Annotated in this window: 12 protein-coding genes; 6 read left to right on the top strand and 6 right to left on the bottom strand. The window is 39.2% G+C overall.

Going from position 1 to position 16,297, the window contains the following annotated elements; genetic code table 11:
• Positions 1 to 15: 15 nt before the first annotated feature.
• The 6 genes from B4Z90_RS12775 to alaS form a co-directional block, all read right to left on the bottom strand.
• On the bottom strand, positions 16 to 1,434 hold the full coding sequence (locus B4Z90_RS12775; RefSeq protein ID WP_070567235.1) for a M14 family zinc carboxypeptidase: 1,419 nt from the start codon (positions 1,432 to 1,434) through the stop codon (positions 16 to 18).
• 1 nt (position 1,435) lies between these two features.
• Positions 1,436 to 2,491, bottom strand: a complete 1,056-nt coding sequence (locus B4Z90_RS12770; protein ID WP_070567237.1) for a S66 peptidase family protein — start codon at positions 2,489 to 2,491, stop codon at positions 1,436 to 1,438.
• Positions 2,492 to 2,500: 9 nt separating this feature from the next.
• Positions 2,501 to 3,838 carry a dihydroorotase gene (locus B4Z90_RS12765; RefSeq protein WP_070567239.1) on the bottom strand — a complete coding sequence of 446 codons (1,338 nt, stop codon included), beginning with the start codon at positions 3,836 to 3,838 and terminating at the stop codon, positions 2,501 to 2,503.
• Between the two features lie 238 nt (positions 3,839 to 4,076).
• Entirely contained in the window at positions 4,077 to 4,772 is a 696-nt protein-coding gene (locus B4Z90_RS12760) for a response regulator transcription factor (RefSeq protein WP_046672195.1), read from the bottom strand.
• Positions 4,773 to 4,875: 103 nt separating this feature from the next.
• On the bottom strand, positions 4,876 to 5,973 hold the full coding sequence (locus tag B4Z90_RS12755; protein ID WP_070567241.1) for a TlpA family protein disulfide reductase: 1,098 nt from the start codon (positions 5,971 to 5,973) through the stop codon (positions 4,876 to 4,878).
• A 168-nt stretch (positions 5,974 to 6,141) separates the two neighbouring features.
• Positions 6,142 to 8,757: an alanine--tRNA ligase gene (gene alaS, locus B4Z90_RS12750; RefSeq protein ID WP_112374227.1), complete on the bottom strand. Its 2,616-nt coding sequence runs from the start codon at positions 8,755 to 8,757 to the stop codon at positions 6,142 to 6,144.
• Between the two features lie 422 nt (positions 8,758 to 9,179).
• Between alaS and B4Z90_RS12745 the strand changes: the two genes are divergently transcribed.
• From B4Z90_RS12745 to B4Z90_RS12725, 6 genes are all read left to right on the top strand, one after another.
• Positions 9,180 to 10,028, top strand: a complete 849-nt coding sequence (locus tag B4Z90_RS12745; RefSeq protein ID WP_070567245.1) for a universal stress protein — start codon at positions 9,180 to 9,182, stop codon at positions 10,026 to 10,028.
• A gap of 10 nt (positions 10,029 to 10,038) precedes the next feature.
• The gene (locus tag B4Z90_RS12740; RefSeq protein WP_070567247.1) at positions 10,039 to 10,881 is read left to right on the top strand and encodes a universal stress protein; all 843 of its coding nucleotides are present in this window, start codon (positions 10,039 to 10,041) and stop codon (positions 10,879 to 10,881) included.
• A 90-nt stretch (positions 10,882 to 10,971) separates the two neighbouring features.
• Positions 10,972 to 12,321, top strand: coding sequence for an OmpA family protein (locus tag B4Z90_RS12735; RefSeq protein WP_070567249.1), 1,350 nt, complete (start codon positions 10,972 to 10,974; stop codon positions 12,319 to 12,321).
• A gap of 145 nt (positions 12,322 to 12,466) precedes the next feature.
• The gene (locus B4Z90_RS12730; RefSeq protein WP_070567251.1) at positions 12,467 to 13,792 is read left to right on the top strand and encodes an OmpA family protein; all 1,326 of its coding nucleotides are present in this window, start codon (positions 12,467 to 12,469) and stop codon (positions 13,790 to 13,792) included.
• A gap of 110 nt (positions 13,793 to 13,902) precedes the next feature.
• Entirely contained in the window at positions 13,903 to 14,064 is a 162-nt protein-coding gene (locus B4Z90_RS25205) for a S41 family peptidase (RefSeq protein ID WP_112374317.1), read from the top strand.
• Between the two features lie 352 nt (positions 14,065 to 14,416).
• On the top strand, positions 14,417 to 16,282 hold the full coding sequence (locus B4Z90_RS12725; protein WP_286802409.1) for a DEAD/DEAH box helicase: 1,866 nt from the start codon (positions 14,417 to 14,419) through the stop codon (positions 16,280 to 16,282).
• Positions 16,283 to 16,297 lie beyond the last annotated feature (15 nt).

Here is a 16,297-nt window from a genome sequence, read left to right as displayed (position 1 = left end):
TTTTTCTTTTTTGAGCTATATTAAGCATTCCTGACTTATCTGATTTTTATACTGCTGTTGCCTTGGTTTTTTCAAATCGACCACCCAACCATTAACTACGGCGTAAATGATCTTACCTTCTTTCCGAAGGAAAAAATCCGCCTGAGCTCCGAGAGCTAATTGTTGTGAAAATTCTATAGCTTTTTTAGTTAATACACGAATTGGAAGGTTATGCAAAACTTCTCCCGGGATCACATTTTCAATCATAACAGCGGCATAGCCTTTTTCAAGTAATCCCATCACGATGGCATCATCTAAATCTGCCAACGAAGCAAATGGCTCCATATACATCTTGGCTGGGCCAAACTCCATTCCTGTAACATCAATATCTACATAACCATAAAAATCTTGCAGATCGCCAATATCTTCAACAATACCCTCTACGTAATAGTCTGATCCAATTGTCTTTTCATTCTGCCGGATGGCAACATCGACAAGCAATGTTTTTCCACTCCGCTCAATGGTCAAATTTCTCAGCAACACATCATGGAGCTTTTCATCATTGAAGGGAATTGCATCGTAATCGGTAATCGAATGCTGTTTAAAGGATTGGTCAGCAATTTCCTCAAATGCTTTAAACAAAGCCACGAAATTACATTTTCGGACCAGCATTTTTTCGATATCACCAACATAAGCTCCTGATTCAATTAAAATCGTCCTGGCGCCCCATTTTTGAAAATTATCACCGAAACCGCGCGGTGTATGCTCATCGTCATATTTTGCCACTGCATTTGGAACAAATTCCTGAAGGATCTTGTTTATTCCGACAATCACCCGCATCGCATCTCCCCGAGTTTTATTGATACTCCGCGCATAGTCATAAGCAGGCGCCAATAAGGAAATTGTCACTGGCGTATTTGTTCCGGGAATGTTGTAGTAATTGTTTTGGTTATGCAGGTTAAAAGCAAAATCAGGTTTTAGCAACATGGCTTGCGACTTCAATAAGGCTCCTTCCACTGTTGCTGCTGCCCTTGCATCTCTGTTCATATCCACATCCATGGCTGTCCTACGCTGAAACCTTTCGGTTCCATCAGGATTTAGCATCGGAATAAAATATAAAGTCATTTTTGATGCGATGTCATCTCTAAAGGCATCAAAACCATCATTTTTCCCGCCAAAGAAATTAAATAGATCAAACAGGGCCATTGTCGCCGTAGGTTCATCACCATGCATTTGTGACCATAAAAGTATCTTGATTGGCCCTTGTCCGTATTGTAGTCGAAAGATCAAACGATCTTCAGTGGACTTCCCAATTTCCGCTACAGTGAAACGTCCATAGCTCCTGATATTTTCTAATAACGGTAAAATATCAGCATGTTTAAATCTTCTATGCATCAAAGCCTTTTCTTCATATAAAGAAAAGGCTTTGATGAAATCAACTTTTACTAATTTCATATTAATCTTTTAATGCAGGCTCCATTAAAGCAATTGTACCTTGAGAAGCATCTACACGGACTTTTGCTCCTACGGGCAAAATAAACTGTTCGGCAATATGCCCAACGACAGCCCCTGTATACGCCGGAATTTTCAAAGGTTTGATATAATCATTGAACAGTTGGTCAAGTGTTACGGATCCATAGCCAGCAGATGGTTTGCAATTGGTGCACTTGCCAAAAATAAAGCCCTTAATTACGCCTAATATACCCGCATTTTTCAATTGACAGAACATCCGATCTACCCGTTCCATATCTTCGTCTACCTCTTCAATAAAAAGAATTTTATCTTTAAAGTCCGGCAGATAAGGTGAACCACATAATCCGGTCAATACGGTCATATTCCCACCCAACAATATTCCTTCTGCTATGCCAGGATGAATCGTTGCTATTCGGTCTTTGGTCTGTACAATGGTATCCCCCTTCAACTTGGGATTCTCAAATATCGCTGGCTGATTGGCAACAAACTGGGCTTTAAAAGCCTCTGCAAGTTTTTGGGTCCATGTACTGATACCTACTGCGCCATGAAATGTAACAAGTCCTGTTTTTGTATACAGGGCCAAAAGAAGCGCTGTTATATCTGAATAACCCAATAGAATTTTGGGATTATTGAAAATCAGTTTATAATCTAGCCGATCTAAAAGGCGCGAAGTACCCGATCCACCCCTGATACAGACAATCGCTTTGACAGTCTTATCTGCAAACATATCGTGTATGTCGGCAATACGCTCCTGATCTGTACCGGCCAAATTACCGTAGCGACTGCGAATATGTTTACCTTCTTTTACTCTAAAACCCAGTGTCTCGAATATTTCACGCGCAATGCTAATGGACTCTTCCTCATCCAATACACCTGCAGGTGTAATTAAACCTATGGTATCCCCCAATTTTAACCTCGTTGCAAGCAAAGCCGCTTGGCCGTACAATTCATTTTTGTCTCCGGTTGGCAATCCCATTCCCAGTACAGGAATAGACAACATGCTTAAAGCAACCGATTTTAGAAAGGCTCTTTTTTCCATTGTTAAATACTATCGGTTGAACAACAGACGTTCACCAGCACCTTTCTCAATAAGTCGCCCATTGGAGAAAGCAAGTTTACCTGATACGAAAGTATGTTCAATCGTTGAACTAAATGTGTGTCCCTCAAATGGTGACCAGCCACATTTTGACAGGATATTTGCTTTCGAAACCGTATAAGGTTTATTCAGATCGACCAACACAAGGTCGGCCCAATATCCCTCACGAATGTAACCTCTATCTTCGATTTGGAACAATGTAGCCGTATTGTGTGCAGATTTTTGCACCAATTGTTCCAGGGTCATTTTTCCCGCTTTGACCATATCCAACAAGGCTTGCAATGCATGCTGTACAAGAGGTCCTCCGCTTGGCGCTGAAGCATAGGGCTGCGATTTTTCCTCCATTGTATGCGGAGCATGATCTGTCGCTATCACATCGATATGCCCATCTAATAAAGCTTTTAGAATTTGGTCGCGATCATTGGCTGTTTTTACAGCTGGATTCCATTTGATAAAATTACCTTTTGAAGCATAATCCTGATCAGAAAACCAAAGGTGATGGATACAAGCTTCAGCCGTTATTTTTTTATCCTTTAATGGAATATCATGACTAAATAATGCAATTTCTTTGGCTGTTGATATATGAAGGATATGCAAGCGTGTATTATGCTTTTTTGCCAATTCGACAGCTTTCGACGAGGATAAATAGCAGGCTTCCTCAGAACGAATCAATGGATGCATCTCAATTTTCAATCCATCCTCACCATATTTTTCCTTAAATAGGGCCAGATTTGCCTTTATCGTCGCCTCGTCTTCACAATGCGTAGCCACCAAGGTCGGAGCATTCGCAAAGATCCCTTCCAACGCTTTTTCATTATCCACCAACATATTCCCTGTAGATGACCCCATAAAAACTTTGATACCACAGACATCTCTTGGATTAGTTTTAAGCACCTCCTCAAGATTATCATTAGCCGCCCCCATAAAGAATGAGTAATTGGCCAATGCATTTTTTGCTGCAATATCATATTTATCTTGAAGCAACTGCTGAGTCAACGTATTCGGGACAGTATTAGGCATTTCCATGAAGGAGGTTGTCCCACCAGCAACTGCGGCGCGGCTCTCATGCCATATATCCGCTTTATAAGTTAACCCGGGTTCTCTAAAATGAACCTGGTCATCGATAAGTCCCGGTAGCAAGTGTAGCCCCTCAGCATTTATCTCCTGATCAGCAGGATGATTAATTTCCTGAGCAATCATTTCGATTCGACCATTGCTGATATATACGTCAGCAACCTCAACTTTACCTTCATTGACTAGTTGTGCAGATTTTATAAGAATAGATGACATGTTGAAATTTTTACTTTGCTTTAGGTCAAAAGTAAAGATTTGTTGCGGTGATATCAAGTCATCTCGAGAAAGAGTTCCCTATAACGATGGCAATTCCTTCACTAAATCCGCTCCTTTCTCTTATGTTAAATTGGAAACATCTGCCCCAGATTTGTCCAGATTTGGCGCAAGGCGAATCGTATAGAATCTATACTGCGGAAAGTTAATCAATAAAAAAAGAGGCTTTGGCCTCTTTTTTTTATTCTTTATCAAATTTGTATCCCACTCCTTTTACAGTGGTTACATAATCGTCTCCTATCTTTTCACGCAGCTTGCGGATGTGAACGTCAATTGTACGGTTAGTCACAACAACAGAATCTTCCCAGATGCTCTTTAAGATCTGTTCACGCGTAAACACCTTATTCGGTTTTGAAGCCAACAAATATAATAGCTCAAACTCTTTCTTTGCAAGAACGATCTTTTGTTCCCCTTTGTAGACTAAGAAAGAATCTCGATCAATAACCAAATCGGCAATTTCAATTTTATCCTGAACGGCAGCATCTGACTCTTCGGAAGCATTTCTTCTTAAGATAGCATTGATGCGACTCATTAGCGCACGCGGTTTGATCGGCTTTGCAATATAGTCGTCTGCACCGACATGAAATCCTGCGATCTCCGAATACTCTTCGCTTCTAGCAGTCAAAAACACCATAAATGTACTTTTGAATTCAGGCATTGCGCGCATGATGCGACAAGCTTCAATTCCGTCCATCTTTGGCATCATCACATCCAAAATGATGAGGTCCGGATTTACTTGTTTAGCAACGTTGATTGCCTCTTCCCCATTTTGCGCTGTAGAGACCTGATAACCTTCACGATTTAAGTTGAATGCAATTAAATCCAAGATATCTTTTTCGTCATCAACAATTAAAATCTTTTGTTTCGAAGAACTCATTTGTCTTATTTTTTTTGCTAAATTATAAACAAAATGATAACAATCAGTTAATCTAATGTTACCAAATTATTAAGTAATATAATATTTAACAATAACAGATTGATTATTTAATTGTTTTCTTCAAAAATGCCTCCAGCTCCTCGCCGCGCAGGTTCTTTGCTATAATAATGCCGTTCGGATCGAGAATATAAGAGGTAGGCAAGGCTTTCACACGGTAATCAATCACAACTGGTGAGCTCCAAGCTTTCAAATCTGATACATGTGTCCAGGTTAACTTGTCATCTTCGATAGCACGCATCCATGAGCCAGGATTATCATCAAATGAAACGGAGAGTATATCAAAGCCTTTAGCGTGGTAAGTATTGTACAACCTAACGAGATTGGGGTTCTCCTGGCGACAAGGCATACACCATGAAGCCCAGAAATCAACCAAGGTATATTTTCCTTTAAAACTCGACAATTTTACCTCTTTGTTGGAAGGCGTAAATGAAGTCAGTTCGGGAGCAGGTTGTCCAATAGCCATTTTTTTTAGCTTTTGGGTCTCCTCCTTAAACTGTGTCACATATCTGTTCTCCGTAAATTCATTCTTTATTTTCTCTGCATAGGTAATGATTTCATTTTCGGCGACTTCGGGATCTAAGGTAGAGATCGCATAAAAACCAGCAAGATCATTGTGTTTATTAGCGAAATCGACGGCTTTTTTTGTATATGTACGCAATTCTTCCGCAAACTTTGATTTATATTCAGCACGAATCTTTTCGATCTCAGCTGCTGTTGAATTGGCTGTCAGCTTAGAAAACACCGTCTGTAAGGAGTCCTGTAAATAATCGCGATAATTTCGCTCTTTGGCAAAAGGCTGTATCGTCTTTGACAATTCAGACCCATCCACTTGATAATCATTTACATCTTTATGAAGATCTGTCTTAAATGTGATCGTCTCCCCCGGAGAAGCAATCAAATCGTACCGATTTTTACCTACACGCAAGGACAACAGTCTGGATTGGCTAGCAGGTCGTACGAACTGAAATTTGTTATTATCGCCAAAAAACATTGAATCTAGCTTGGTATCACCTTCATACAATGAAATAACTTTGATATTGCCAGGATTTTCGACATTTCCAGCGATGGTAAATTGCTCTTTATTTTGGCAACCCATCATCAAACCAACGATCCCTACTGCTAAAAAAACTGCCTTTTTCATCCGTTTATTTTTATTTGTTAAGTACCTATTCCCAATTACGCAAATGGCTTTGCTCTGTTTGATTCACGCTACATGTCACAGCTTTAAGAATCGTGAAAACTATCCGATTTATTCGGATCTCCCAAGGAAGGCGCCGAATAAATCCGATGGCTTGGTATTGTATAAAATTTATTTCAAGAAATCTATTGCTCGCTCAATTGCAACCTTTAATCCAGCAGGGTTCTTACCTCCAGCTGTTGCGAAAAATGGTTGACCACCTCCGCCGCCTTGGATATCCTTAGCCAAATCACGAACAATATGACTTGCGTTCAACCCTTTTTCTTTGGCCAATTCATCTGATATGACGACGGTCAAACTCGGTTTACCTTCAAACTCAGCACCAATGACCAAAAACAAGTTGTTAACAGCTCCCTTTACCGCATACGCCAAAGTTTTTACAGCTTCGGCATTGGGCAGATCAACAATTGTGGACAAGAAATTTATAGATCCAACTTGTTGAATCTTCGCTTCCAGATCTGACTTCAATGCCAAGGATTTTTCTGTAATGCTCTTCTCGACTTCTTTCTTCAAAGCGCCATTTTCGTCGATGATTTTACCTAATGCAGAAACGAAATCCTTTGGATTATTCATAAGCTCTTTCAGGTGATGCACCAATTCGAAATGCTCACGGATAACTGAAGCTGAACGAGTGCCGGTAATTGCTTCAATACGACGTACACCGGCTGCAACAGCAGATTCAGAAACAATTTTGAAAAACCCGATTTGACCAGTTGCTTTGACATGCGTACCACCACACAATTCTTTAGAATATTGATCTTCAAAAGTGATCACACGAACAAAATCGCCATACTTTTCACCAAATAGTGCTGTTACACCAGAATCTAATGCCTGTTGATAAGGGACATTACGTTCCTCTTTCAACGGAATATTTTCACGAATTTTAGCATTGACAATATCTTCAACTTGTTTAATCTCTTCGTCAGTCATTTTCGCAAAATGAGAGATGTCAAAGCGTAAAATATCGGCGTTGACCAATGATCCCTTTTGATTCACATGGCTTCCTAGCACCTGTTTTAGCGCAGCATGTAATAAATGGGTCGCCGAGTGATTGTTTTCAGTATCGATTCTTTTGGATTTATCGACCTGAGCAACAAATGTTCCTTTCAATTCTAATGGCAATTTGTTTGTAAAATGTACAAATAGACCATTTTCCTTTTTTGTATCCGTGATATAAATCTTCTCGCCCGTTTCCTCGGAAACCAATTCTCCAGAGTCACCAACCTGGCCACCACCCTCAGCATAAAAAGGACTGACAGAAAGCACCAATTGGAATTGTTCTTTATTTTTTGCTACAACCTTACGGTATTTAATAACCTCTGTAACGGCAGTTAATGTGTCGTAGCCTACGAATTCAAATCCCTCATCATCATTTACCACAACCCAATCACCTGTATCTATAGCAGTGGCAGCACGAGAACGATCCTTTTGAATTTGAAGTGCTTGGTTGAAACCTTCCATATCAACCGTTAACCCTTTCTCCCGGGCCAATAATTCAGTTAAGTCGATCGGAAATCCGTAAGTATCATAAAGCTCGAAAGCAAAATCTCCATTAATTACGCTGTGGTCCTCTACATAATTTTCAAATCGTTGGACCCCCGTAGACAATGTTCTTAGGAAAGAAACTTCTTCCTCTAAGATTACCTTCTGTACAAAATCCTGCTGTTGAATCAGTTCGTCGAATACACCGGCAAACTGTGATGCCAAGACAGGGACGAGTTCATTAATAAAAGGAGTCTTAAAACCTAAAAATGTATAAGCATAACGCACCGCGCGACGTAAAATACGACGGATCACATAACCAGCTTTATTGTTAGATGGCAATTGACCATCGGCAATTGCAAAACTAACCGCACGAATGTGATCAGACACTACACGCATAGCAATATCAGACTTTTCATCTATACCGTATTTTATGCCTGATTTCCCAGAAATAAAATCAATGGTAGGTGTAAATACATCCGTATCATAATTAGATGTCTTTCCCTGGATGCATCGCACCAGACGCTCAAAGCCCATTCCCGTATCAACATGTTTAGCTGGGAGCGACTGAAGTGAACCATCTTTCAAGCGATTAAACTGCATAAAAACAAGATTCCAGATCTCAATTACCTGAGGGTGGTCGGCATTGACCAAACTCTGTCCTGAAGTTTGTGTACGCTCTTCTGCACTGCGCATATCGAAATGAATTTCGGAACAAGGCCCACAAGGCCCAGTCTCTCCCATTTCCCAGAAATTATCTTTTTTGTTACCAAGGAGAATTCTATCTTCGTCAATCCATTCCTTCCAGAAATCGAAAGCTTCCATATCACGTTCTAAACCTTCTTTTGCATCCCCTTCGAAAATGGTTACATATAAACGATCTTTGTCTAACTTATATACTTCTGTCAACAGCTCCCAGGCCCAAGCAATAGCTTCTTTCTTAAAGTAATCACCAAAGCTCCAATTTCCTAACATCTCAAACAATGTATGGTGGTAGGTATCAATCCCTACTTCTTCCAAATCATTGTGTTTGCCGGAAACGCGCAAACAGCGTTGTGTATCGGCAACACGCGGAAATTTGATGGGTGCTTCACCAAGAAACAAATCTTTGAATTGATTCATCCCCGCATTGGTAAACATTAATGTAGGGTCATTTTTTACAACTACTGGTGCTGAAGGTACTATCTGATGCCCTTTACTTTTAAAAAAGTCCAAAAAGGCTTGACGAATTTCTCTACTTGTCATTTAATTATCTAAAAATATGTGCAAACTTACTCAAAATTGGTAGGTTATGCAATGTAGAATTCCATATATTGACCTTGAAACGACCGTTTTCTCTAAACGAGAAAAACTCCAATATTGACTTTTCAAACAAAAAAATCAGGAGATAACATACAGACAGTTAGAGCACGGGTATTTTATAGGTGGCAAAAATCACAAACTGACATTAAATACAACATTTTAAAAGCGTTATTCGTTATTCATATTTGTCTAAAGCTCGTCAAATTCAACATGTAAAACAACAAAAACTATTTGACTTAAGGTCATCCACAATTACATTTGTTTTATTACATTTGATAGTAAAATAGGGAATCTAGTACACTTTCGCGCACATTCCCTAAAGGCAAAATAAATAAGATTAGATTTTGTAGATTAAATTCCTTCTAATGAAAAAAAACATTCTACTACCGGTAGATTTTTCGGCTCATTCTAATAATGCTGTAGATTACGCAGTGGACCTTGCCCTCGAAAAGGGGTATTCACTCCATCTTTACCACAATTATACTTCAGCTTCTGCAGTATTTGAGGAGGAAAACAGCCGTAATGAGGCTGATTCTCCAACATTCAAAGCTGATATCCTTATTAAAAATCTGGCAGAATCAATAAAATTAAAACATCCTACGCTTGAAATAACAACACAATGTGAGCGCGGTATGATTACAGAAACACTACCCGAGCTCGCCACTCCTAATCGATTTGATTTTGTCATCATGGGAACTAAAGGCATCACCAATGACGACAGCCAGCTAATTGGCAGCACAACCTATGTTATTAGCAAAAAAGCCAAAATACCTGTCTTGGCCATTCCAACTGAAGCATCCTTTACTCCTATTGACAAAGTTGGCTTACTGTCTAATTTTAAAGAAGAAGAGGTACAAACCGTACAGGATTTTGTCAACATTATCGGCAAGGATTTTGAATTAAAATTGATGCATGTTCACTACGATCATTCCTCAGAAAACAGAATCGAAGACAAGCTTGAAGTATGGAAATATAAGATCAAAAAATATATCGGTGTGACCAATATTGCTATCGAAGTCGATTCAATACAGGGTGATATTGAGGACCTCGATACCGTTCCGGAAGTCATTAATGAGATGATCCATGAGGAAAAGATCAAAATATTATTGGTGACACGATCGAGAAAATCGTTCTTTGAACGTGTCTTCACGCGTTCAGTTGCAAAAGCACTATTTAGTCATCCGTTAGTTCCAATATTTTTCACTAAAGCATAACCTTATAGCCATGTCTAAACTATTAATACCTGTAGATTATTCCGAAAACGCACGAGTTGCCGCATTTTATGCCGCTCAAATCGCAGTGACAACAAACGATGAGATTACACTCTTTCATTCGTTCACTTCACATATCAACAAATTTGCAAATGCGAAGCATTTAGTAGACCCTACCGAGGGAGAAGCCCGCCATCAGATGGAAAAACTTGTAGCTGAACTTCTACAGGAATATCCTTCGCTTAAAATTTCTACCTTATTTGCTAACGGTATTTTAGCGGAAACACTGGATAAACAAGAGATAAAAGAGGTCTATCAAACGGTGATTATGGGTACAAAAGGCGTGACTGGACTTGAATCTGTATTGATTGGAAGCAATACATATGATGTCATTAAAGAGTCGAAGATCCCTGTTTTAGCCATCCCGAAAAACGCGATAAAATTGAAAAATGATAACATTGCGTTATTGACAAATTTCAAACCCGGTGAACTTGAGGTCCTCAAACAAGCCATACCATTGTACGGAAAAAACTTCCACTTACAGCTTATCCATATCAATAAAAACGAACTAGAAATCAACATATTAGGTAAAAAACTTGAAAATTGGATTGAACAGATCATTGCTGAAACCGGTATCGAGGATATTTCCTATATTATCAAGTCGCCAAGTTATTTTGCAGGTTCCCGAGAGAATATTGCAAACGGTATTCATACCATTATCCGGGATGAAGATGTCGATGTTATTTTGATCACAAAAAGCAGGAAAACTTTTTTTCAAAACATTTTTACTGAAAATATTGTTAAGCATCTGGCTTTTGAAATTGAGGTGCCAAACTTTTTTGGGCGAGTAGAGTAACCAAATAATTTTTGGCAAATTTATTGCAAGAGTGTTCAGTGAGTTAATTTAACAACAGTATTATAGTAGATAATTTTACAAACACGCATTATGAAAATTAGCCTTAAAAAATCAGGATTACTTGTTGCGGCAGGAATTTTATCCACCGCATCCTTTGCGCAAAGCACAAAAGAAGCATCTATTGAAGGCACAACACCATTAGGCTCGGCAACACAATATAGAACGTGGTCGATCGGTGTGGGAGCAGGTGTAACGAGCTTGCAAAATATCGCCAAGTTTAACAATGGTGGTTACGATAAACTGGATTGGAATTTGGGTTATAGTGCTTACATCAAGAAGCAGATCTCCCCATCCTTTGGATTGAAAGCTACTTATTTTGGTGGAAAAACATCAGGCTATGTTAATAGCGATAAACAGACAGGATTTGAAACTAAAACACCTTGGTCTGTAGCGTTGTCGGGCGAGTTTTTAGCAGCAAATACCAACTGGAGATTTTTCAACAGCTTTATTAAACCGTACGCATCCATTGGTGTTGGTGTAATGAACGCCGAGACCGCTGGAATCGCTAACGGGAACAGAGGAGAATATGGTGACTCGTATTCTAAGATTTATGTACCGGCAGATTTTGGTTTTAAATTCGCCGTAGCAAAAGGTATCAACTTTGAACTTGGTTACCAATTGAATTGGGCGAACCAACGTTTTGACAACAGAATGGGTACCGATAACCCAGTGGGTCAACAATACAAAAATGACTTATTCACTTATGCTCACGCAGGCCTAGAATTTGCATTGGGTAATGGTAGCAAACCTGCTTTAAACAATTCTAACCCTGTCGCAACGCTTGTCAATGACTACACGGTTAAGTACGATGACTTAAAGGCTCAAAATGATGCGTTGAATGCTAAAAATCAAGCGTTACAAGGACAGTTAGATGGTCTCAACAATGATCTAAAAGATGACGACGGCGATGGTGTGGCTAACAAATACGATAAATGCCCAGGTACACCTTCTGGTGTCCAAGTGGATGGATCGGGTTGTCCAATTGTCGTTAAAAACGAAACCAAAGTCGTAGAGAAAGTTGTGGTTACAGAAGCAGATAAGAAAGTTGTTGCTGATGCGATCAAAAACTTGGAGTTTGATTTAGGTAAAGCAACTATTCGCTCCAGCTCTTATGCGACATTGAATAGAGTTGCCGCATTATTGATCGAGAAAAATTTTAGTTTAAAACTCGCAGGTCACACCGACAATACAGGTTCACGCGAATTAAATATGCGTTTGTCTAAAGAACGTGCAGAAGCGGTAAAAGCATATTTAGTATCTCAGGGTGCTAATGCGTCGCGTATCGAAGCAACCGGATATGGTCCAGACCAACCAATTGCATCCAATAAAAATGCAGCGGGCCGTCAACAGAATCGCCGTGTTGAATTTACACTTTATTAATAACTAACAAATTACACTAATAAAAAGGTGTTTTTAAACAGAAACACCTTTTTATTTACCAAATGTCATATTTCAACTACAAACCTATAGTGAATTTAATTTTTAACTTATTACTTTTGCATCGGTTTATACAAACACAAATTATATGAAACTAAAATTACAATTCGTACTCGCGCTTGCATCTGCGGGCTTATTTGCGAATACAGCAAATGCTCAAAATGCAAAAGCATCATCCATTGAAGGAACAACACCATTTGGACCAGCTACACAATATAGAACATGGTCTATCGGTATTGGTGCCGGGGTGACAAATCAAACTAACATTGCTGGCTTTAACCGTGCAAACTATGAGGATTTAGCATGGAATTTGGGATATAGTGCTTATATTAAAAAGCAAATCTCTCCTTCTTTCGGCATTAAAGCGAGTTACTTTGGCGGTAAAACAGGTGGCGCATTTAAAGATGGATCACAATCTTTTGAGGCTAAAACACCATGGTCTGCTGCATTGTCAGGAGAATTCCAAGCGGCTAATACGAACTGGAGATTCTTCAACAGTTTCATCAAACCTTATGCGTCAATTGGTGTTGGTGTTATGAACAGCAAAACAACATTGACAACAGGTTCTACTTCTCAAGAAGCCGATGGTATTTCTAAAATATATGTACCATTGGACATGGGTTTCAAATTTGCTGTTGCCAAAGGAATCAACTTTGAGTTGGGTTATCAGTTAAATTGGGTTAACCAAAACTTTGACGGTATTCGAGGTGGTCAATATAAGAATGACTTGTTTACTTACATCCATGGTGGCTTAGAATTTGCACTGGGTAATGGTAGCAAACCTGCTTTGAACAATTCAAATCCTGTCGCGACCTTAGTAAACGACTACACATTGAAATACGATGATCTTAAAGCACAAAATGATGCTTTAAATGCTAAAAACCAAGCACTACAAAATCAACTGGACGGACTAAACAGTGACCTGAAAGATGATGATGGTGATGGTGTAGCTAACAAATATGACAAATGCCCAGGCACACCTTCAGGTGTTCAGGTAGACGGTGCAGGATGTCCAATTGTTGTTAAAAACGAAACAAGAGTGGTTGAAAAGGTTGTTGTAACAGAGGCTGACCGAAAAGTTGTTGCTGACGCAATCAAAAACTTGGAGTTCGATTTAGGAAAAGCAACCATACGTCCTACATCATACGCGACATTAAATAAAGTAGCAGAACTGTTAATCGAGAAAAACTTCAGCTTAAAACTAGCTGGTCACACCGATAATACAGGTTCCCGTGAATTGAACATGCGTTTATCAAAAGAACGCGCAGAATCGGTAAAAGCCTATTTAGTATCTCGAGGTGCTAATGCATCGCGTATTGAAGCGACAGGTTATGGTCCTGACCAACCGATCGCATCAAACAAAACCGCCGATGGTCGTCAACAAAACCGTCGCGTAGAGTTTACGCTTTATTAATCGATATTCTTTGATTTATACAAGCCAAAGGCATCACTTCACGGTGATGCCTTTTTTATTACTCCTTTTCTTATCGAAATCTTATTCTTTGATAAGGTAAACGTAAAAAGATCCCCCTATTTAAAGTAATTATATGCCAATTTGATTTCGATGGAGCCTATTCGCTATTAGAAGCAATACAAAATCTTAAATCAAAACAAATAGAGGAATTGATCGTCGATTTACGTTATAATCCAGGTGATCAGGTTGCTTTTGCAGCATTTTATACCTAGTTAACAGCAGATTTAAATAGGAATATATTTTTGCACAATATCGGAGAAATAGTCAAATATATGTTTACGCCAGTGCTCCAACAATCTATCTTTGGCTTTATCGGAATTAAAGAAATCTATAATTTTATGTTGAGCATCCCTTTCAAATAAGCTAGGCTGTAAATGGTTTCACATTCAAAATAAAACTTGTTAAAGGGCGCTAAATCTAAGTAACACGACCCAATTTATTATCACTTAGTACAAAAGAATCAGATCACCTTAAAAATCAATTGTTTAAATTATTTGTTTATTCCAATATTATTCTTATCTTTGCATCGCCTTAGGCAATAGTGCCTATTGTATAAAATATTTCATGAACCCATTTTTAGAACTGGGAATCCGTGAGGAAGTTGTTAATGCCATCTCAGAATTAGGTTTCGAAAAACCTTCTGAAATTCAGGAAAAAGCCATTCCTGTTTTATTGACTGGTAACGACGATTTTGTCGGATTAGCCCAAACTGGCACAGGAAAGACCGCGGCATTTGGTCTTCCATTATTAGAGCAATTAGACTTTTCTCAAAAACACCCACAGGCATTAATTCTTTGCCCTACTCGGGAATTATGTTTACAAATCTCAAAAGATTTAGAAAAATTTGCTAAATACGTTGACAACATACATGTTGTTGCTGTATATGGAGGTGCAAATATCTCAGACCAGCTACGTCAAATTAGACGTGGAGTGCAAATTGTAGTAGCGACCCCAGGTCGTATGTTGGATATCATCGGCAGAAATGCGATTGATTTTTCAAATGTAAAATATGTTGTATTGGATGAAGCGGATGAGATGCTCAATATGGGCTTCAAAGAAGACATCAACAACATTTTGTCAGAAACTCCTGACGAGAAAAAAACTTGGTTATTTTCGGCGACAATGCCTGCTGAGGTACGTCGTATCGCAAAGAATTATATGACCGATCCAGTTGAGCTTACTGTAGGTACAAAAAACACCGGTAATGCCAACATTGAACACCACTATTATTTGATCAAAGCAAAAGATAAATATGCTGCATTCAAACGTATTGTGGATTCAAACCCTGATATCTTTGGTATCGTATTTTGTCGTACAAAAATCGAAACACAGGATATCGCTGAAGCGTTGATTAAAGATGGTTACAACGCTGATTCACTGCATGGCGACTTGTCCCAACAACAACGTGATAAAGTTATGAAACGTTACCGTGACCGTAGTTTACAATTATTGATCGCAACAGACGTCGCCGCTCGTGGTATTGATGTAAGTGATGTAACTCACGTTATCAATTTCTCTTTACCTGATGAAACAGAAAACTATACGCACCGTTCTGGCCGTACAGCCCGTGCAGGTAAAACTGGTATTTCGCTTTCTTTGGTAAACGTAAAAGAGCTAAGCAAAATCCGTCATCTTGAAAAAATCATCGGTAAGCCTTTTGAGAAAAAACAAGTACCTCAAGGTGCTGAAGTTTGCGAAAAACAATTGTTCTCTATCGTTAAAAAGATTGAAAATGTTGAAGTAAACGATGAACAAATCAGTCCATTCTTGCCTGCAATTATGGAAAATTTGGAATCACTTTCAAAAGAAGATATCATCAAAAGATTCGCTTCTCTTGAGTTCAACCGTTTCTTGGATTATTACAAAAATGCACCTGATTTAAATATCGAAGCGCGTGATGGTGGTCGTGAAGACCGCGGTGATAGACGTGATGGTCGTTCACGTGAAGGTTCAAAAGGCTACACGCGTTTATTTATGAACTTAGGTTCAGTAGATGAATTCTCTCGTGGAGACATGTTAGGCTTTATCTGTAACAATGCGAATATTTCAGGAAAATCAATCGGTAAAATTGATTTGAAAGGTGTGTTCACATTCTTCGAAGTTCAAGATGCAGAAGTAGAAAAAGTATTCCAAGGATTCCAAGGTGTAGATTACAATGGTCGTCAAGTACGTATCGAAGTATCTGGTGAAGCTAGAGGAGAAGGTCGTAGCGACCGTGGTGGAAGAAGCCGTGGCGGAAGACGTGAAGGTGGATACCGTGGTGGAGATCGCGGTGGAAGACGTGAAGGTGGATATGGTGGCGGCGAACGCAGCGGAAGACGTGAAGGCGGATTCAGTGGTGAGCGTCGTGATCGTGGTGAGCGTAGCAGCAATGGCGGTGGCTTCCGTGATTTCTCTGGAAAACGTAAAGAATCAAAAAGCAAATACTAGTCATTAGTATTTAAA

It is taken from the genome of Sphingobacterium sp. UBA5639 (assembly GCF_002421245.1).
GTDB lineage: Bacteria > Bacteroidota > Bacteroidia > Sphingobacteriales > Sphingobacteriaceae > Sphingobacterium > Sphingobacterium multivorum.
The sequence above is the reverse complement of the archived record's forward strand: the minus strand, read 5'-3'. Positions and strand labels throughout refer to the sequence as shown.